Source organism: Herbiconiux oxytropis, assembly GCF_024979315.1.
Lineage (GTDB): Bacteria > Actinomycetota > Actinomycetes > Actinomycetales > Microbacteriaceae > Herbiconiux > Herbiconiux oxytropis.
In genome coordinates, this window is the sequence record NZ_JANLCK010000002.1 from 64,568 (window position 1) to 81,219 (window position 16,652).

Sequence of the window (16,652 nt, forward strand, 5' to 3'; positions counted from 1 at the left end):
GGGGCCTCGAGTCGCAGGTGGGCTGCGGCGGAGGGGGACGGACAGCAGGCTAATCGCGCCCTCCGACTTGTTGACAAGTTGAGCGCAATTTGTTCGAGGAACGTAACCGGCACGTAACACTTCGCCTTGGATACTGGATTTCGTGACACCGTGTTACGACAAACGACCGCTCTTGTGCACATGTGGAGATCCATGAACGACGCCCTCAGCCCGACCGACACCGACTTCCTCCGCGCCAGCCTCCGCGCCGCCGAGGCCTCCAGGGCCGAGGGCCGCCACCCGTTCGGCGCGGTCGTCGTCGACGCAGGCGGGCGGGTGATCGCGTCGTTCGGCAACAACTCGCTGCCGCCGGAGGGCGATCCGACCCAGCATGCCGAGATGCGCGCCGTGGCCGCGGCGTTCCGGGCCGTGGGCGCCGATGGGATGACGGGCAGCACACTCTTCACGAGCGCCGAACCGTGCGCGATGTGCTCGGGAGCCGTCTACTGGACGGGAGTGGATCGCGTCGTCTACGCCCTCTCGGAGCACCGCCTGCTGGGGCTCACGGGAGACCATCCCGAGAACCCCACCTTCTCACTCCCCTGCCGTGAGGTCTTCGCGCGCGGTCAGCGCCGCATCACCGTCTCCGGGCCTCATCTCGAGGACGAGGCGGCCCTCGCTCACGAGGGCTTCTGGAGCTGACCTCGCCGGCCGCCTACGCGATGCCGTAGAAGTGGGCGGTGCCGCCGGGCTTCTCGACGGTGACCGCGTTGTCGAGGTCCCGGTAGGTCGAGTCGAGGGTGTGGCCGACCATCGCGATGGAGATGGTGCCGTCGGCGTTCTGCGTCACCTTCGAGATGATCTGGGTGTGGTCGACCCCGTTGTCGTTCTGGGGGTCCCAGTCGAGCATCACGACGTCGCCGATCTTCAGCTGCGAGCGGTCGGTGAACTCGTACCGGGTGGTGTCGGGGCGGGAGGCGTAGTACTCGTCCATGGGGTTGCCGCGGATCCAGCTGAAGCTGTAGTCGCCCGTCGTGGCGTAGTCGCTGTACCACTCGGGGCTCTGCTCCCAGCCGCGCTGGAGCATCGCCTGGTTCACGAAGTTGCCGCAGTCGTTGTCTTCGAACACGCCCCACTCGGCGAGGTTGTAGTCCTGCCAGTGCGTGAAGGCGTAGGCCATCTGCGAGTCGACCGGGGTCTGCACCTCGTAGGTGTAGTCGGCCGAGGCCTCGGAGACGGTGCCGTCCTCGAGCGTGACGGTCACCGGCACCGCGCCCTCCGCGAAGTCGAAGGATGCCGGGGCGACGACGGTGAGCTCGCCGTCCGACCGCACGTCCACGGCCTGGGCGGGCTCGGTGCCGAACGCGACCGAGGCCACGGCGGTGGCGCCGTCGAAGCCGGTTCCCGCCACGGTGACGGTGGTGCCGCCGGCGAGCGCGCCGACGGCGGGCTCGAGCGCCGCCACCTCGACGGTGGGTGCGGCGGCGGCCTCGGAGACCGAGCCGGAGCCGCCCGCATCTGCAGCCGAGCCCGAGGCGCTCGAGGCGCAGCCCGTCAGGGCGAGCGCGGCGACGGTGATCGTTCCGGCGAACAGGGTGAGGCGAGGAGAGGTGCGTAGGGGCATTGATTCATACGACCACATGAACATTTGTGTCCCCTATGAGGGGGACAGTCGAGCCGAGCAAGCAACTATTGCTCATACCACCCGCCGCCCGCACGGACGTACCGTTTTGGGCCATGCACCGCTCTCACTCGGCCACCGCAGCTGCACTCACGATCCTCGGTCTCGTCGCCCTCGCAGGGCCCGTCCCGGCGTATGCCGCAGGGCCCTCTCGTCCGTTCGGGTCGCACCCCGTGGCTTACGTGGGATCCGCCCACGCGCCAGGTGGCGCGAGCGCCGCCGATGATCTCACCGCCGCCATGTACCGCGAGTGGAAGGCCGACTACCTGAGGTCGGGGTGCGGCGCCGGCCGATACTACGTCGACGCCTCGAGCTCGACCGATTCGCTCGTCGTCTCCGAGGGTCAGGGCTACGGGATGGTCATCACCGCTCTGATGGCCGGTGAGGATCCTGACGCCCGATCGATCTTCGACGGCCTCCTCGCCTACGTCGCCGATCACCCGAGCGACGGCGACCCCCGCCTCATGTCCTGGCACCAGGATGCCGGATGCGCGAGCATCCCGGGAGACTCCGGTTCGGCGACCGACGGCGATCTCGACATCGCCTTCGCGCTCCTGCTCGCCGACACGCAGTGGGGCTCGGCGAGCGGTGTCGACTACCGGGCAGAGGCGCTCGAGGTCATCGCGGGCATCAAGCAGAGCGAGATCAACCCCACGACCTTCCTCCCGAAGCTCGGGGACTGGATCGATCCGGCGGATTCCGCCCGCTGGTTCGCTGTGCGCAGCTCCGACCTGATGACCGACCACTTCCTGGCGTTCCAGAACGCGACGGGCGACCCGTTCTGGTCGAACGTCAGGGCGAAGACGAACGCCCTCATCGGCTCGATGCAGGCACGCTATGCGCCGGCGACCGGCCTGCTGCCCGACTTCATCGTGCGCACCGACACGACCGCCCGCCCCGCGCCCGCCGGTTTCCACGAGACCGACCGCGACGGCATGTTCGCCTGGAATGCCTGCCGCGATCCGTGGCGGCTCGCCGCGAGCGCCCTCGCGTCGAGGGATGCCGACGCCGGTGCGGCGGTGTCGCGCATCACGCGGTGGGTGAGAACCGCCACCAGCAGCGATCCGTCCGCCATCCGGGCCGGCTACCGCTTGAACGGTCGCGAGCTGGAGTCGTGGTCCGATTCCGCTTTCACGGGCCCGATGGCCGCTGCGGCGATGGTGAACGCGGCCGATCAGGTCTGGCTCGACGCGGCCTGGGCTGAGCTGACGGGCGCGCCGAGCGGCGGCTACTTCGCCGACTCGATCCGCCTGCAGGCCATGCTGCTCGTCTCGAACAACTACTGGATCCCGTGAGAGCGCTCGCGCAGGGAGCGTTCGTGCTCGGCACCCTCGGAGGGCTGCTGATGTCGATCGCGGCCGGCTCGCCCGCGCACGCGACGGGCGGCATCGAGCCGTTTCCCGTGACGGTGGTCGATCCGTTCTCCCACGCGCCGCAGGTCGCCGAGCAGCCCGACGGCGCCGGGGTCTGGCAGCCCGTCGTCGGGACGGTGTGCCTTGACAAGCCGCTGCGGCTGACCGCGCCCGAGGTGGTGCTGCCACCCGGGCAGCAGACCGTCGACTACCGACTCCGGATCGACGCGCGCCGCTATCCGGTCACCTCGGCCAGCGAGGTGGTCCCCGATCTCCGCTCACTCGGAGTATCGGCGGGCACCGACTTCCAGTTCACGTACCTCGCCGACGCGACGAAGGGGCCCGTGCAGCGACTGAACTTCTGGAGCGGCGGGGTGCCGGGCACGGTCCTCACCTACCACGCCAGCCCGTGGTGCTGACGCCCGCAGGTTGAGTGGGAAGTACTCAGGCGGCCCCGACGCAGCACGCGGGTACGGTTTCCGCATCCGGACCGCGCCGAGGCGCCGGCTGCTCGAAAGGAACACCGTGGGAACACTTCCTCCCCGCCCCCGCCCGGCCAGGCCGTAGTGCAGGCCCGTAGGGCGTCGGCCCGCCGAGATGGGGAATGGCCGGCGGCCGCGGACTGTTGGGGTCGGGGGTGCCGCGAGCACCTCCGATCCACCCGCCCCGCTTCAGACAGGTACCGCATGACCCTCTTCTCCCCGCTCACCGCCGGCGACATCGAACTGCCCAACCGGCTCGTGATGGCGCCCATGACCAGGCTCCGCGCCGACGAGCACGGCGTGCCCGGCGCTCTCATCGCCGAGCACTACGCGCAGCGGGCGAGCATGGGGCTGATCGTGAGCGAGGGCGTGTTCCCGAGCGCCGAGTCGAAGGCCTACCCGGGCCAGCCCGGCATCGAGACGGCCGAGCAGGCCGAGGGCTGGCGTGCGGTGGCCGACGCCGTGCACGCGGCCGGCGGCCGGATCGTGATGCAGGTGATGAACGGCGGGCGCGTGACGCACACCGGCATCACCGGCACCCCGCGCATCGTGGCGCCCTCCGCGATCGCGATCGACGGCGAGACCCGCCTGGCCGACGACACCAAGGTGGCCTACGGCCTGCCGCACGCGCTCACCACCGGAGAGCTCGACGTGGTGCGGGCCGAGTTCGTCGCAGCGTCCCGCCGCGCCGTCGACGCCGGCTTCGACGGCGTCGAGCTGCATTCGGCCAACGGCTACCTGCTGCACGAGTTCCTCTCGCCCGTGTCGAACGTGCGCACCGACGCCTTCGGCGGATCCCCCGAGGCGCGCGCCTCGTTCGTGATCTCGGTGGTCGAGGCCGTCGCCGCCGAGATCGGTGCCGGCCGCGTGGGCATCCGGATCTCGCCCGCCCACAACATCCAGGACGTGGTGGAGACCGACGCCGACGACGTGCTCGCCACCTACAGCGCGCTCGTCGACGGCATCGCGCCGCTCGGGCTGTCGTTCCTCAGCATCCTGCACGCCGACCCGGCCTCCGAGCTCGTGCAGCGGCTGCGCTCGCGCTTCGGCGGCGTCGTGGTGCTCAACACCGGCTTCTCGGTCGTCACCACCCGCGACGAGGCGCACTCGATCGTGACCGAGGGCCTCGGCGACGCGGTCGCGGTGGGCCGCCCGGTGATCGCGAACCCCGACCTCGCCGAGCGCTGGCAGCACGAGCACCCGGAGAACACGCCCGACCAGGCCACGATCTACGCCTCGGGCGCCGAGGGCTACACCGACTACCCGCGCATCAGCGCGTAGCGTCTGCCAGCGGGCCGGCTGGCGGGCCCGCTAGTAGGTGGGGGCCGCCGGCAGACCGAAGAACTCCTCGAGCGTCGCGACGCCCGTGGCGTGCATCTCGGTGGCCAGCGGCACCCCCACCCAGCGGTAGTGCCACGGCTCGAACTCGTAGCCCGTGACATCGGTCTTGCCGTCGGGATAGCGCAGCACCCAGCCGAAGCGGTAGGCGTTGCCGGCGAGCCACTGGCCCGCTGTGGTGTCGGCGAAGCAGCGGCCGTCGGTGGAGCATCCGGAGACCGTGTCGAGGATGTCCATGGCCATGCCGGTCTGGTGCTCGCTGTAGCCGGGGCGTGCGCTCGTGAGGTCGGCCCCGTCGGCCCCGAGCGCGTTCACGTAGTAGTCGTAGGCGCGCACCTGCACGCTGTAGTCGCGGTAGCCGCTCTGGGCCACCATCTGCACGCCCGTCTCCGCGAGGCCGGCCTGGAACATCGCGTCGAGCGCCGCCGTGGCGTCGGCGCGCATCTGATAGCCGTTGGGGTTCGGCATGCCTGCCGGCAGGTCGACGAGGTCGGGCGGCGAGTAGCTCGCGCCGTCGGGGATCGGCCGCAGCTTGTTGACCACGAACCACGGGCTCGTGGGGTCGTCGATCGAGAGCGCCGCGCGGTCGAACGCCGGCGGCACGGGGGCGGGCGGCGGCTCGGTGGGCGAAGGGGTGGGCACGGGGGTGAACTCTGGCGAAGGGATGGCCGGAACGCTAGCAGACGGGGTCGAGGATGCGGTGGACAGCCCGCTCGTGGCGGGCGCGGCTCCCGGCGCGGCGCCGAAGCCCCACACCCCCGCCGCGAAGAGTGAGCCTGTGGCCACGACGGCCGCGACCAGCAGTGTCGCTCCGGCGGCCACGAGGGCGTTCCGGCTGTTCACCCGCCGCCGGGCAGCCCGCAGCTGCGCTCGCGATCCCGCTGCGGATCCCCCTGCGCCCGCCCGCGGCGCGCTCCCCTTCGACACCGCGCCAGCCTAGCGGCGAACGCTGCTCGTCACACCCCAGACGATCGCAGCCGCTGAGAGAGACGGTGGGCGGGCCGCTCCACGATCCGGGAGAAGAGGGCTGCGAACACGAAGCTCAGCACGACCGCGACGATCACGATGACAGCAGATCGCCCCCCAAGCCGGGTGGCCCCGATCAGGATCGGTTCGTGCACCAGGTAGAGGCTGAAGGAGATCACACCGAGCCAGCGGAAGACCCTGCTCGAGAGAACAGATCGGGCGGTGCGATCGAAACCCACCACGACGATCACGAGGACGACTCCGGTGAGCGACCCGGCGGCGTCAGCGGCACGGAGCAGGGCGGGGTTCCAACCTGACTGCGCGAGGTAGACCGTCGAAGACGCCAGCCCCGCGGCCAGGACCAGCACGAGCGCGAGCACGATGGCAGCCAGGAGGGATCGTGCGCGGCCCGATGCGTGCAGAGGGTGGGTCAACCGCTGGGCGATCGCCCCCCACGCGAACCACAGGCTCACGCCGATCCCGAACATGGGGAGATAGAACAGGGCCCCGGATTCGAGTGCGGCACCCGCTGCCGAGAGCACGACGCAGACGACGATCCCGACCACCGGCCGCAGCCTGCGGAGCGAAGAGACGTAGAGAGCGAGGAGCAGGGAGAAGAGCACCTCCCACTGCAGGCTCCACAGCGGCGACAGGCTGCCGCTCGTGCCAGCGACGAGCGTGAGGTCGGCGAGTACGGCCGCAGGAGTGATCTCATGCGGATGCGAGTCGATCCACGTTCCGAGGCCGCCCGGCCCCCTGGGCACCACGATGATGGTCCCGAGCGCGAAGAGCACGGCGGCGGTGACCGGGATGTAGAGGCGCGCGACCCGCGAGAGCAGATACGGCCCGTAGTCGAAGCGGGGGGCCCGGGTGGCCAGGCGGCACAGCACCACACCGGAGAGCACGAAGAAGAGCCAGACCGCCCGGCCGGCCAGCACTCCGAATTCGCTCGCCACGGCTCCGACACCCGGCAGGGCGAGCACCGGGTGATCGAGGAGGATCAGGCGGGCGTGCCCGATCACGACGGCCACCGCCGCGACGCCCCTCAGGCCGTCCAGTGCTGCCAGTCTCACGCCCCACGCCCTCGTCAGTCGATCGGGAGCGCCGGTCAGCCCACGATGGAGCACGCGGCAGCAGCGTAGGGAGGAAGGCCGTGTGCACCATCATCATAGAGGTGTATATGAGACTTTGTCACATCTGGCCGTGGCCGGACGTGATCAGTCGGAGAAGTGCGTGCTGGAGGAACCGAAGGGGATGCCGGTGGTGGGGCCGCCTCCGAGCTCCGAGAGGCGCTTGGTGATGTCGTGCGGGTGCGCGTAGCCGTGGCGGCCGACCACGGCCCAGATCGACACGCAGTCGGCGGGGTAGGGGTTGCTGATGCGGTGCGGGATCGACGCATCGAAGGTGAGGCTGTCGCCGGCCTGCACGGTGTCGCGGTCGAAGCCGATCTGCATGTCCATCTGCCCGCTCAGCACGTGCATGTACTCCCAGCCGGTGTGCCGCATCATGTTGTCGGCCGGGCTCGACTCGCTGCCGGGCGAATAGGTCACGCGCACGAACTCCACGAGCGGGTCGTCGACGGTGGTCAGCCGCTCCCAGCGCACACCGCCGATGCGGATGTCCGGAGCCGTGCCCGCGCGCTGCAGGCCCGGGATGCCCACGGTCCTGATGCGGTCGGCCTCGCGCACCCGGTCGGCCGGAGCCGGAGTCGGCGCCCCCGGGGTGACCGTGCCGAGCAGGGCGTCGAACGAGAGGTCGAGCTCGGACACGATCGTCCACAGCGTTCCCATCGAGGGCATCGCCCGGCCGAGCTCCACCTGCGAGAGGAAGCTCGCCGACACCCCCACGCGGCTGCCGAGCTCCCGGAGCGACATGCCCTCGGCCTGCCTCGCCTCCCGGATCCGCTCGCCGACCGCACCCCGGCGGCCGTCCTCGGGCTGATCCGGGTCACGGTCTGGGCTCGTCGGCATGGTGGGTTCGCTCCTCGGTCCTCACGTCCAGGGTAGACGGTGCCCTCCACCGTGTTACTCCGGAATCCTCCGCCGGCGCCGCAGCCGCACCGCCATGGGCAGCACGGCGGCGACGAGCACGAACAGGCCCTGCAGCCAGTACTGCCACGAGAGGTTCACGTTCAGGAACGGCAGCGCGCTCGTGATGGTCTGCAGGAGGAGCGCCGCGGCACCCACGGCGAGCGCGGATCCCGAGCCGCCGAAGATGCTGACGCCCGCAATGACGATGGCGGTGACCGAGGTGAGAGTGAAGGCCTGCGCCGCCCCCGCATCCCCGATCCCGGTCTTCGTGTAGAGCACGATGCCGGCGATCGCCGCGAGCACACCGGATGCCACGGTGGCCGTCAGGCGCATCCGGTCGACGTCGACGCCCATGCGGTTGGCCTTGACCGCATCCGAGCCCGCCGCGCGGAAACCGCGGCCGAGGCTCGTGTTGCCGAGGCCCAGCCACAGCAGCACGGCGATGACCACGGCCACCACGAGCACGAGCGGGATGCCGGCGATCGCGGTGCCGAGGGCGGTCATGAGGTCGGCGCTGGCCTGCCCGCCGGGTTGCGGGCGCAGCAGCTGCGCGCCGCCGAGCACCGCGATCGAGGAGACGAGGGTCGCGATGACGGGCGGCATGCCGAGCCGGGTGATGAGGATGCCGTTGACGACTCCCACCACCGCCCCGGCCGCGATCGCCACGACGACCCCCACGACGAGGAGCCCGGGGCCTCCTCCGCCGAAGAACGAGACGATGACGGCCGAGAGCGCCACCACCGACCCGATCGAGAGATCGATGCCACCGGTGATGACGACCGCGAGCTGGGCGAGGCCGACGAGGATGAGGATGGAGGCCGTGGCCAGCAGCTGTCCGAGACTCAGCGGGCTGAGGAAGGACGGCGCGACTCCCGCCGTGATGAGGGCGAGCACGATCGTGATGACGATGAGCGAGACGGTCTGCACCTCACCGCGCTGGTAGAGCGGCAGCCCCTTCTTGGAGGTCAGCTCCGCCGCATCCGCGTCGTCGTTGATGGAGGTCTCGGTGGCGAGCACCGCGGCGCCCGTGATCTCGCGTTCGGTGAGCCGGGGGCCCTCGAGCTCCGCCTGCACGCGACCGCGGGAGAACACCACGACCCGGTCGCAGAGCCCTTCGAGCTCGACCGCGTCGGTGGAGAGGATGACGACGGCCACCCCGTCGTCGGCCATGGCCCGCAGGAACGAGTAGATCTCGACGCGCGCACCGGCATCCACACCCTGGGTGGGGTCTTCGACGAGCAGCACCCGGGGGCTCCCGAGACGGGCGCGGGCGAGCAGCACCTTCTGCTGGCTGCCGCCCGAGAGCGACGTGATGGGAGTCTCGATCGTGGGCGTCTTGACGGCGAGACCGCCGATGGCCTCGTGCACGAGACGGTTCTCGGTGCCGGGCGACACGAAGCCCGCGGGCATCGCCTGGGCGAGGTTCGGTGCGATCACGTTCTCGCGCACGCTGAGCTGCCCGAACATCGCCTCGCCGAGCCGGTCGCCCGGCAGGTAGACGATGCCGGCGGCGCTCGCACGCTTGGCGGTGAGCCCGCGCAGCTCCTGGCCGTCGAGGCGCACCGAGCCGGCACCGCGCACGGATCCGGCGAGCGCCTTCATGAACTCGCGCTGGCCGTTGCCCTCGACTCCCGCGAGCCCCACGATCTCGCCGCTGCGGGCGACGAAGTCGATGTCCCGGAACGCCCGGCCGGTGAGGCCCGCGGTGCCGAGCACCGGTGCGGGAGAGGCGTCGGATCCCCTGGCGATCGCCTTCGGAGGGAAGGTCGTCTCGAGCGACCGGCCGACGATGAGCTCGACGATCTCGTCGGCGGTGTAGCCGGCCACGTCACCGCGGCCGACCACCTTGCCGTCTCGGAGCACCGTCATGCGGTCGCCGATCTCGAGCACCTCGGGGATGCGATGGGTGATGTACACCACCCCGGCACCCCGGGCGAGGAGCTCGTGCACCTGGCTGAACAGCCACGCGGTCTCGTCGGCGCCGAGCGCCTCGGTGGGCTCGTCGAGCACGAGCACCGTGGGCTCGGAGGCGAGCGCCGCGGCGATCTCCACGAGGTGCGCCTCGCGCTGCGAGATCGCGGAGACGCGCTGACGCACATCGATCTCGAGGCCCAGGCGGGCGAACAGCTCCGCCGTCCAGGCCGTGGCCTCGCGGCGCTTCGGGCGCACCTTCTCCGGCAGCAGCAGGAGCATGGCGTCGACGACCGTGAGCGAGGGGGCGAGGGCGGGGATCTGGTAGACGATCGCGAGACCGCGCTCGCGGGCGTCGCGCGGGAACATCCGCGCCTGGGTCACCCCGCCGAGGTCGATCGTCCCGGTGTTCGGGACGACCGACCCGGCGGCGATGCCCACCAGCGTCGACTTGCCCGCTCCGTTCTCGCCGAGGATCGCGTGCACTTCACCGGGGAGCACCGTCACGTCGACGTCGTCGAGCGCGCGGACTCCGGGGTACTGCTTTCCGATTCCCGTGAGAGTGAGGAGCGGCACGGGCCGGCTGGCTGTCTGGTCCATCAGTTCGCGAACGTCTTCTCTACTTCTTCGGGGGTGAGCAGCGACGACGGCGAGCCGTCGGCGGGAGCGCCCTCGGCGCAGACCTCGGCCGGGGTCTTCGCACCGTCGGTGACGCCGGAGGAGTCCTCGGCGAGCGAGAGCTCGAAGATCGAGGGCTCGGTGTCGGAGGTGCCGGAGAGCGAGGCGATGGCCTTGCGGAGGGCGACGCGGCCCACCCAGGTGCGCGACGAGACCGTGGCGAGCTCGTACGAGGGGTTCGACGCCTTGAGCTCGTCGAAGCCGCAGCTGAGGCTGTTCTGGTCGGTCGTGGCGACGGGGGGAAGCGAGATGCCGGCGGCCTGGTAGGCGCGGATGACGCCGTCGGTCGACGCTCCGTAGTCGGAGATGACCGCGTCGATCTCCGGGTACTGCGAGAGCAGTCCGCTCATGGCCTGCTGCGCCTGGGCCGGGTCCCAGTTGGTGGTGACGGGCTCCTCGTTCAGCAGGGTGATCTGCGGGTTGTCGGCGAAGACCTCCTTGACCCCCTCGAGCTCCTGGCTCGAGACGGCGCTGCCGGCCGGGCCGCCGAGGAACACGACGTTGCCGCCCTCGTCGCCGAGCTGGTCGACGACCCACTGGCCCCACGTCTTGCCGCTGAACTGAGGCGACCAGTCGGTGTAGTCGAGGAAGTCGGAACCGGCCTGGCCCTCGGGGTCGGAGGCGAACGCCACGACCGTTGAGCCGGACTGCACGGCGCTGCGGAGCGCGGAGAGGTGCGCCTCGCCGGGGCCCGCATCCGGGATGACGAGGACGATGTCGGTGCCCTTGGCCGCCATGCTCGTGATCGCGGCGGTGGTGGTCTGGAGGTCACCGCGGCCCGCGGCGAACTCGACGCCGGTGATGGCCGGGCAGTTGGCCGCTTCGGCCTCGATCTCGGCCAGCACGGTCTTCGACCACGAGTTGGTGCCGAAGCCGTCGACCACGCCGACCGTGATCTCGCCCTCCTCGGGGCAGATGTCGGCGATGTCGGCGAACTGGTCCATCGTGCCGACCGAGCCCACCGCAATGTCGGCGCTCGAGGCCGTCGAGGCGGTGCCGCTGGAGTTGGTGGAGGAGCAGCCTCCGAGCATCACCGCCAGGGCGGTGACGGTGAGCGCGCTGCCGATCGCGACGGCGGCGCGGCGGGGTGAGGTGGAATTCATGAGTGTGACTCCTCGTCGAGTGCTGTGTTCTTTCGGGATGGTCTCGCGCCGAACATCATGCGCAGCCGCGCGGTGTTGCCACCGAGCTTGATCTGCACGACGATGCCGACGGCGATGATGACGGCCTGGATGATGTTCTGGGCCGCCGTGGTCTGGGTGAAGGTCTGCACCAGCTGACCGAGCTGGCCCAGGAAGAGGGCGCCGAGGGCGGTGCCGATGACACTGCCCTTGCCACCCGTGAGCAGGGTTCCGCCGAGCACGACCGCGGCGATCGAGGGCAGCAGGTAGGCGTCGCCCGCGGTGAGGGTGGGCGAACGCAGGAGGCCGGCGAGCAGCACACCGCAGGTCGCGGCGAGCAGCGCCGAGAGCGTGTACGCGCCCACGACGTAGCCGTTGGTGGAGAGGCCGATGGTGCGGGCCGCACGCGGGTTGGCGCCGACGAGCTCGAACCGGCGGCCGACCCGCAGCGCCTTGAGGAGCACGTGCACCACGAGCACCACGATCGTGGCGATGATCACGAGCACCGGGATGCCGAGCCAGCGCGAGAGCGAGAACTCGGAGAGCGAGTCGACCACCTGGCCGCCGTAGCCGCCCGAGACCGCCTGCACGGTGCCGATCATGAGCGCGTTGCTCGCGATCGTCACCACGAGCGGCGGCAGTCCGAACAGCGCGATCACGAGACCGCTGATGAGTCCGAAGACCGCGGGCACCACGAGGGCGACGAGGATGGCGAGACCGAGGCCCAGCTGGTCGTCTCCGCCGAACTTGGCCACGATCAGGGCGCCGAGCGTGATGGCGCCCGCGACCGAGAGGTCGAGGCCGCCCTGCATGATCACGAGGGTCTGGCCGACGGCCACGACCGCGGTGAGCGCCGCGAACGGCAGCATCGACGACATCGCCGTGGCCGAGACGCTCCCCGGCGCGATCAGGGGGCTGATCGCGAAGAGCACGACGACGGCGATGAGCGCGCGCGCCGCCGGCCACGAGGCGACCCTCGCCCAGGGCGTGATGGGCTTGATGCCGGGCCGCTCCGTGGGGGAGGAGGCGGCCCGGCGCCCGGCATCGAGGGTCATGCGTGCACGACTCCGGGGTGCCAGGCCCCGTCGACCGATGCCTCGGGCATCTGCGACAGGATGTAGTCGCGGCTGTTCGAGGCCTCGTCGCGGAGCTTCTTGACGTCGACGCCCACGAGCGCGCCCGCGCGCTTCCGCACGACGCCGTCGACGATCACGTCGGTCACGAGACCGGGGTGGGCGTTGTAGACGATGCCGCCGAACGGGTTGTTGAGCGGCGACATCGCGAGCGAGTTGCCGCTGACCACGATGACGTCGCCCGCCTTGCCCACCTCGAGCGATCCGGTGACCCCGCCGAGGCCCGCCGCGTTCGCGCCGTCGAGGGTGGCGAACTGGATGACGTCGGCGCAGTGCAGGCCGATCCGCTCGATCACGGTGCCGGCCGCCACGAGAGCCTCGTTGTCGGCGGCGCGCTGCAGGCCGATGGCGGTGCGCATGGTGCCGAACATGTCGCCGCCGTTGGAGGAGCAGACGTCGATCGAGAAGGAGGGCCGGACGCCCGCGGCGAGCAGGCGGCCGGTCGCGGGGTAGCCGTGGCCCATCTGAGCCTCCACGTCGGGGGCGACCGAGGCCGAGCCGCCGGTGGCGGCGATGATCCGCAGCTCCTCGTCGCTGAGCGTCGTGCAGTGCACGTAGGTGATGGTGTCCGAGAGCAGGCCGTCCTCCTGCAGCATGAGGATCGGGCGCATCTTGCCGAAGTGGCCGTCGCCCACGTGCACCGTCACGCGCAGGTCGAGGTCTGCAGCCAGGGCGAAGTCGGCGCGGTTGACCTCGCGCGTGGTGAACTGCGGGCCGCGGAGGGCGAGCGCCATGGTGACGAGGCCGTCGTTGGAGGCGAAGTGCTCGGTGCGGAGCCGCGTCGCGTCATCGCGCGGATGCTCGACCGGGGAGGGCATGATGCCGCCCCACTGGGCCGCGCCGCCGCCGTGGGCGAAGACGGCCCGCATCCCGGTGTCCTCGAGCGCCTTGACGGCCGCGTCGGCGTGATCGGCCGTGCGCAGGTTGTGCGACCAGTCCACGAGGGTCGTGATGCCGGAGTCGAGCGCCTCGAGGCTGCCGAGGTAGTTGCTCGTGTAGGTGTCCTCGGGGCGGAAGTGCTTGCTGAGCCCCACGTGCAGGCCCGCCATGTACTCGTCGAGCGACCAGTCGGAGGCGATGTTGCGCACGATCGCCTGCCAGGTGTGGCGGTGGGTGTCGACGAATCCGGGCATCACGACGGATCCCGCGGCGTCGATGACCTCGGCGCCGCCGGGCGCCTCGAGGCCGCGGCCGATCTCGGCGATCCGGCCGTCGCGGATGAGGACGTCGGTGTCGGCGAGGGCGGGGTCGGTGGCGATGCCGGTGAGGACGGTGCCTCCGGTGATCAGGATGTCTCTCGAGTCGGTCATGTCCGGTGCTCCTTGTCTGTGCTGGTCGGGTGGGGTGGAGGGATGGGCCGTCAGGCCCGTTCCCGGTAGAGCGGGATGTCGACGGGCGGCTGCGGGATGAAGCCGCCGTGGCGGTCCATCTCCTCGTAGAGGTGGTCGTGCGAGGCACGGGTCCTCGCGAGCGCCGACTCGACGTCGACGTGCACGAGGCGTCCGTGGCGCTTGACGATCCGGCCGTCGACCAGCACGGTGTCGACGTTGCCGGAGTTGGTCTGCGAGATGACCGCCCCGGTGGGGTCGCGACGGTTCCAGCCGGCCTGGCTGATGCCGCCCATGTCCAGCAGCACGATGTCGGCGCGCTTGCCGGGGGTGAGCGAGCCCACCTGATCCTCGATGCCCGCGGCTACCGCGCCGTTCATGGTGATCCAGGAGAGCGCGTCCTTCGTCGTCCAGCGCATCTCCTGCGGCGCCACGAGCCGTTCGTAACCCGCGCTGTCGTCGCGCCAGCGCGTGGCCTGCAGCACGAGCCGGGCGTGCGAGAGCAGGTCGCCGCTGTCGCCGCTCACGCAGTCGATGCCGAGACTCGGCCCCGGAGTGTGCAGGGTGGCTTCACGGATGGCGGGGAATCCCATGCCCATCTGCATCTCGGTCTCGGCGCACACCGAGACGGTCGTCCCGGTGCCCCGCAGCAGCTCCCACTCCTCGGGGGTGTTGAAACTGCAGTGCACGAGCAGCAGATCCGGACCGAGCAGACCGTGCTCGTGGAGCACCTCGACGTCACGGAACAGCTGCCGCACGGCGAGCTGGTTGGCGTGCATCGTCATGCGCGCACCGAGCTCGCGGGCGAGGGCGAACTCGGCCGCGACGGCGGCCACCGGGGCGATCGGCAGCTCCTGGGGAGCGATCCCGAAGCGCAGCGGCTGCGACTCGTCGCGGAAGTACTGCTCGCGGATCTCGCGGGCGAGGGCGGCGCGGGGGCCGAAGGCGGCGGGATCGACGACGCCCTCGCGCCCGCCCGCGCTCTCGGACCAGGTGTTCGAGGTGACCGGGGTCATCCCGTGGCCGTAGAGCCCGCGGATCCCCGCGTCGAGCAGCCCCGTCACGGCGCCGTGCGCGCACTCGGGGTCGAGGATGTTGTGGCAGTAGTCCACGAGCGAGGTCACACCGCAGTTGAGGGCGTCGAGCGCGCCGGCGTAGTTGCCGACGTACATGTCCTCGGGCCGGTAGCGGATGGCCATCTGCAGCCGCATCCCGCGCAGGTAGTCGGGGATGGTCCCGTCGGCGAGGATGCCACGCAGCTGGGCCTGCCAGGTGTGCCGGTGGGTGTCGACGAGGCCGGGGATGGCGATCATCTCCGAGGCGTCGAGCACGACCGCCGAACCCTCGTCGACCGTGAGAGAACTGACGCCCGTCTCGGCCGAGACGGGTGCCACGGCGGCGATGGCTCCGTGCTCCACGAGGATGTCGGCCCGCTCGAGATCGCCGATCACCGGATCCACCGAGGCGACGGCGGCACCTCGGATCACGATGCGGTCGGGTGCAGCCATGGTTCTCCTCATTGAGCAAGCCGGGTCGATTCAGTATGTGAAGTGCGAGTGTTCATGTCAACTCGCACTTTACTTATAGGTGCAGTAACTATTTACAACGGAGCGAGCAGCAACCCGACGTTCTCGGGGCCGACGGCGAGCTCTCCCGCCTCCACGCGAGCCGCCAGCTCGACCACGAGCCGGTTGAACGGCGCGGGCTCCCCCGCCGCCTCGAGCTCGGCCACGACGAGGCCGTTGATCTCGGCGACCTCGCTGCGGCGGCCCTTCAGCCAGTCCTGCAGCGAGGTGGTCTTGGTGTCCGGCAGCGAGTACTGCGTGAGCACGATCTCGAAGAGGTGCTCGGCGAAGGCATCCGGGTCGCCCACGTTCTCGTCGCCCATGCCGAAGATCGGCCGGATCCGGCTCCCGCTCGCACTCGCGGCCCGCACGGCCTCCTTGCCGCAGCTCAGCATGAAGTCGTACATGCCGGGCACCTCGGCGGCCGTGTTGAGCTCGAGCCCCAGGATGGCGGAGGGCACGAGCTCGGCGGCGTTCACCACGAGCTTCATCCACTTCGACGAGCGGATGTCGTCGGAGACCTCCACGGTCCCCGCGTGCCGCAGCACCTCGGCGACCTCCTCCTCGCGGCCGCGCGTGCCCGGCGAGATGCCGCCGACCGCGAACCAGGACTCCTCGGGCGGGTTCTGCCGGTTGGTGACACCCGGTTCCCACATGTTGGAGGCGAGCTCGATCACGGCGCCGATCGTGCGGTCGGCCCCCACCACGTCGGCCATGTCGTCGATCGTCATGCCGTTCTGGAGCCCGACCACGAGACTGTCCGGCTTCAACAGGGGTCTGATGAGCTCGCAGGCCCACCTGGTGTCGTAGGCCTTGACGCCCACGAAGACGATGTCGAACCGATCCCGGAGCGTCGCGACGTCGGAGAGGTGATGGGCGGGCACCTGCGTGACCTCGGTGCGGTCGGGCATGCGCACCTCGATGCCCCGCTCCCGGATGGCCTCGACGTGGGCCGGCCACTGCTCGATGAACGTCACGTCCAATCCGGCCCGCGCCATGTCGGCACCGATCCCGGCACCGTTGGCACCGGTTCCGACCACTGCGATCCTCTTCATCGAATCCTCGCTTGTCATGTATTGGTTCACATC

At 70.6% G+C, this 16,652-nt stretch carries 14 protein-coding genes; 4 read left to right on the forward strand and 10 right to left on the reverse strand.

The window, feature by feature from the left end; translation table 11 throughout:
• The first annotated feature begins 192 nt into the window (after positions 1-192).
• Positions 193-681, forward strand: a complete 489-nt coding sequence (locus tag N1028_RS03445; protein ID WP_259525420.1) for a nucleoside deaminase — start codon at positions 193-195, stop codon at positions 679-681.
• Between the two features lie 13 nt (positions 682-694).
• Here N1028_RS03445 and N1028_RS03450 read toward each other — a convergent pair whose 3' ends face one another.
• Entirely contained in the window at positions 695-1,603 is a 909-nt protein-coding gene (locus tag N1028_RS03450) for an amidase domain-containing protein (protein ID WP_259525421.1), read from the reverse strand.
• 113 nt (positions 1,604-1,716) lie between these two features.
• Between N1028_RS03450 and N1028_RS03455 the strand changes: the two genes are divergently transcribed.
• From N1028_RS03455 to N1028_RS03465, 3 genes are all read left to right on the forward strand, one after another.
• Positions 1,717-2,955 (forward strand): family 8 glycosyl hydrolase, encoded by a 1,239-nt coding sequence (locus tag N1028_RS03455; protein ID WP_259525422.1) that lies wholly within the window; start codon positions 1,717-1,719, stop codon positions 2,953-2,955.
• The gene (locus tag N1028_RS03460) at positions 2,952-3,431 is read left to right on the forward strand and encodes a hypothetical protein (RefSeq protein ID WP_259525423.1); all 480 of its coding nucleotides are present in this window, start codon (positions 2,952-2,954) and stop codon (positions 3,429-3,431) included. The genes N1028_RS03455 and N1028_RS03460 overlap by 4 nt, the downstream gene beginning before the upstream one ends.
• A gap of 267 nt (positions 3,432-3,698) precedes the next feature.
• Complete coding sequence (locus N1028_RS03465) at positions 3,699-4,775, forward strand: alkene reductase (protein ID WP_259525424.1); 1,077 nt, start codon at positions 3,699-3,701, stop codon at positions 4,773-4,775.
• Between the two features lie 30 nt (positions 4,776-4,805).
• Here the strand turns inward: N1028_RS03465 and N1028_RS03470 are convergent, their stop codons facing one another.
• The 9 genes from N1028_RS03470 to N1028_RS03510 all read right to left on the reverse strand — a co-directional run bounded on the left by N1028_RS03470 (position 4,806) and on the right by N1028_RS03510 (position 16,619).
• Complete coding sequence (locus N1028_RS03470; RefSeq protein WP_259525425.1) at positions 4,806-5,759, reverse strand: M15 family metallopeptidase; 954 nt, start codon at positions 5,757-5,759, stop codon at positions 4,806-4,808.
• Between the two features lie 29 nt (positions 5,760-5,788).
• Positions 5,789-6,871, reverse strand: a complete 1,083-nt coding sequence (locus N1028_RS03475) for an acyltransferase family protein (protein WP_259525426.1) — start codon at positions 6,869-6,871, stop codon at positions 5,789-5,791.
• 144 nt (positions 6,872-7,015) lie between these two features.
• Positions 7,016-7,768 carry a helix-turn-helix domain-containing protein gene (locus N1028_RS03480; RefSeq protein ID WP_259525427.1) on the reverse strand — a complete coding sequence of 251 codons (753 nt, stop codon included), beginning with the start codon at positions 7,766-7,768 and terminating at the stop codon, positions 7,016-7,018.
• 54 nt (positions 7,769-7,822) lie between these two features.
• Positions 7,823-10,339 (reverse strand): ATP-binding cassette domain-containing protein, encoded by a 2,517-nt coding sequence (locus tag N1028_RS03485; protein WP_259525428.1) that lies wholly within the window; start codon positions 10,337-10,339, stop codon positions 7,823-7,825.
• On the reverse strand, positions 10,339-11,520 hold the full coding sequence (locus N1028_RS03490; RefSeq protein ID WP_259525429.1) for a substrate-binding domain-containing protein: 1,182 nt from the start codon (positions 11,518-11,520) through the stop codon (positions 10,339-10,341). The genes N1028_RS03485 and N1028_RS03490 overlap by 1 nt, the downstream gene beginning before the upstream one ends.
• Complete coding sequence (locus N1028_RS03495) at positions 11,517-12,593, reverse strand: ABC transporter permease (RefSeq protein WP_259525430.1); 1,077 nt, start codon at positions 12,591-12,593, stop codon at positions 11,517-11,519. Before N1028_RS03495 ends, N1028_RS03490 begins: the two co-directional genes overlap by 4 nt.
• On the reverse strand, positions 12,590-13,981 hold the full coding sequence (locus N1028_RS03500) for an amidohydrolase family protein (RefSeq protein WP_259525431.1): 1,392 nt from the start codon (positions 13,979-13,981) through the stop codon (positions 12,590-12,592). Before N1028_RS03500 ends, N1028_RS03495 begins: the two co-directional genes overlap by 4 nt.
• Before the next feature lie 50 nt (positions 13,982-14,031).
• Positions 14,032-15,507, reverse strand: a complete 1,476-nt coding sequence (locus tag N1028_RS03505) for an amidohydrolase family protein (RefSeq protein WP_259525432.1) — start codon at positions 15,505-15,507, stop codon at positions 14,032-14,034.
• Between the two features lie 92 nt (positions 15,508-15,599).
• Positions 15,600-16,619: a ketopantoate reductase family protein gene (locus N1028_RS03510; RefSeq protein WP_259525433.1), complete on the reverse strand. Its 1,020-nt coding sequence runs from the start codon at positions 16,617-16,619 to the stop codon at positions 15,600-15,602.
• Positions 16,620-16,652 lie beyond the last annotated feature (33 nt).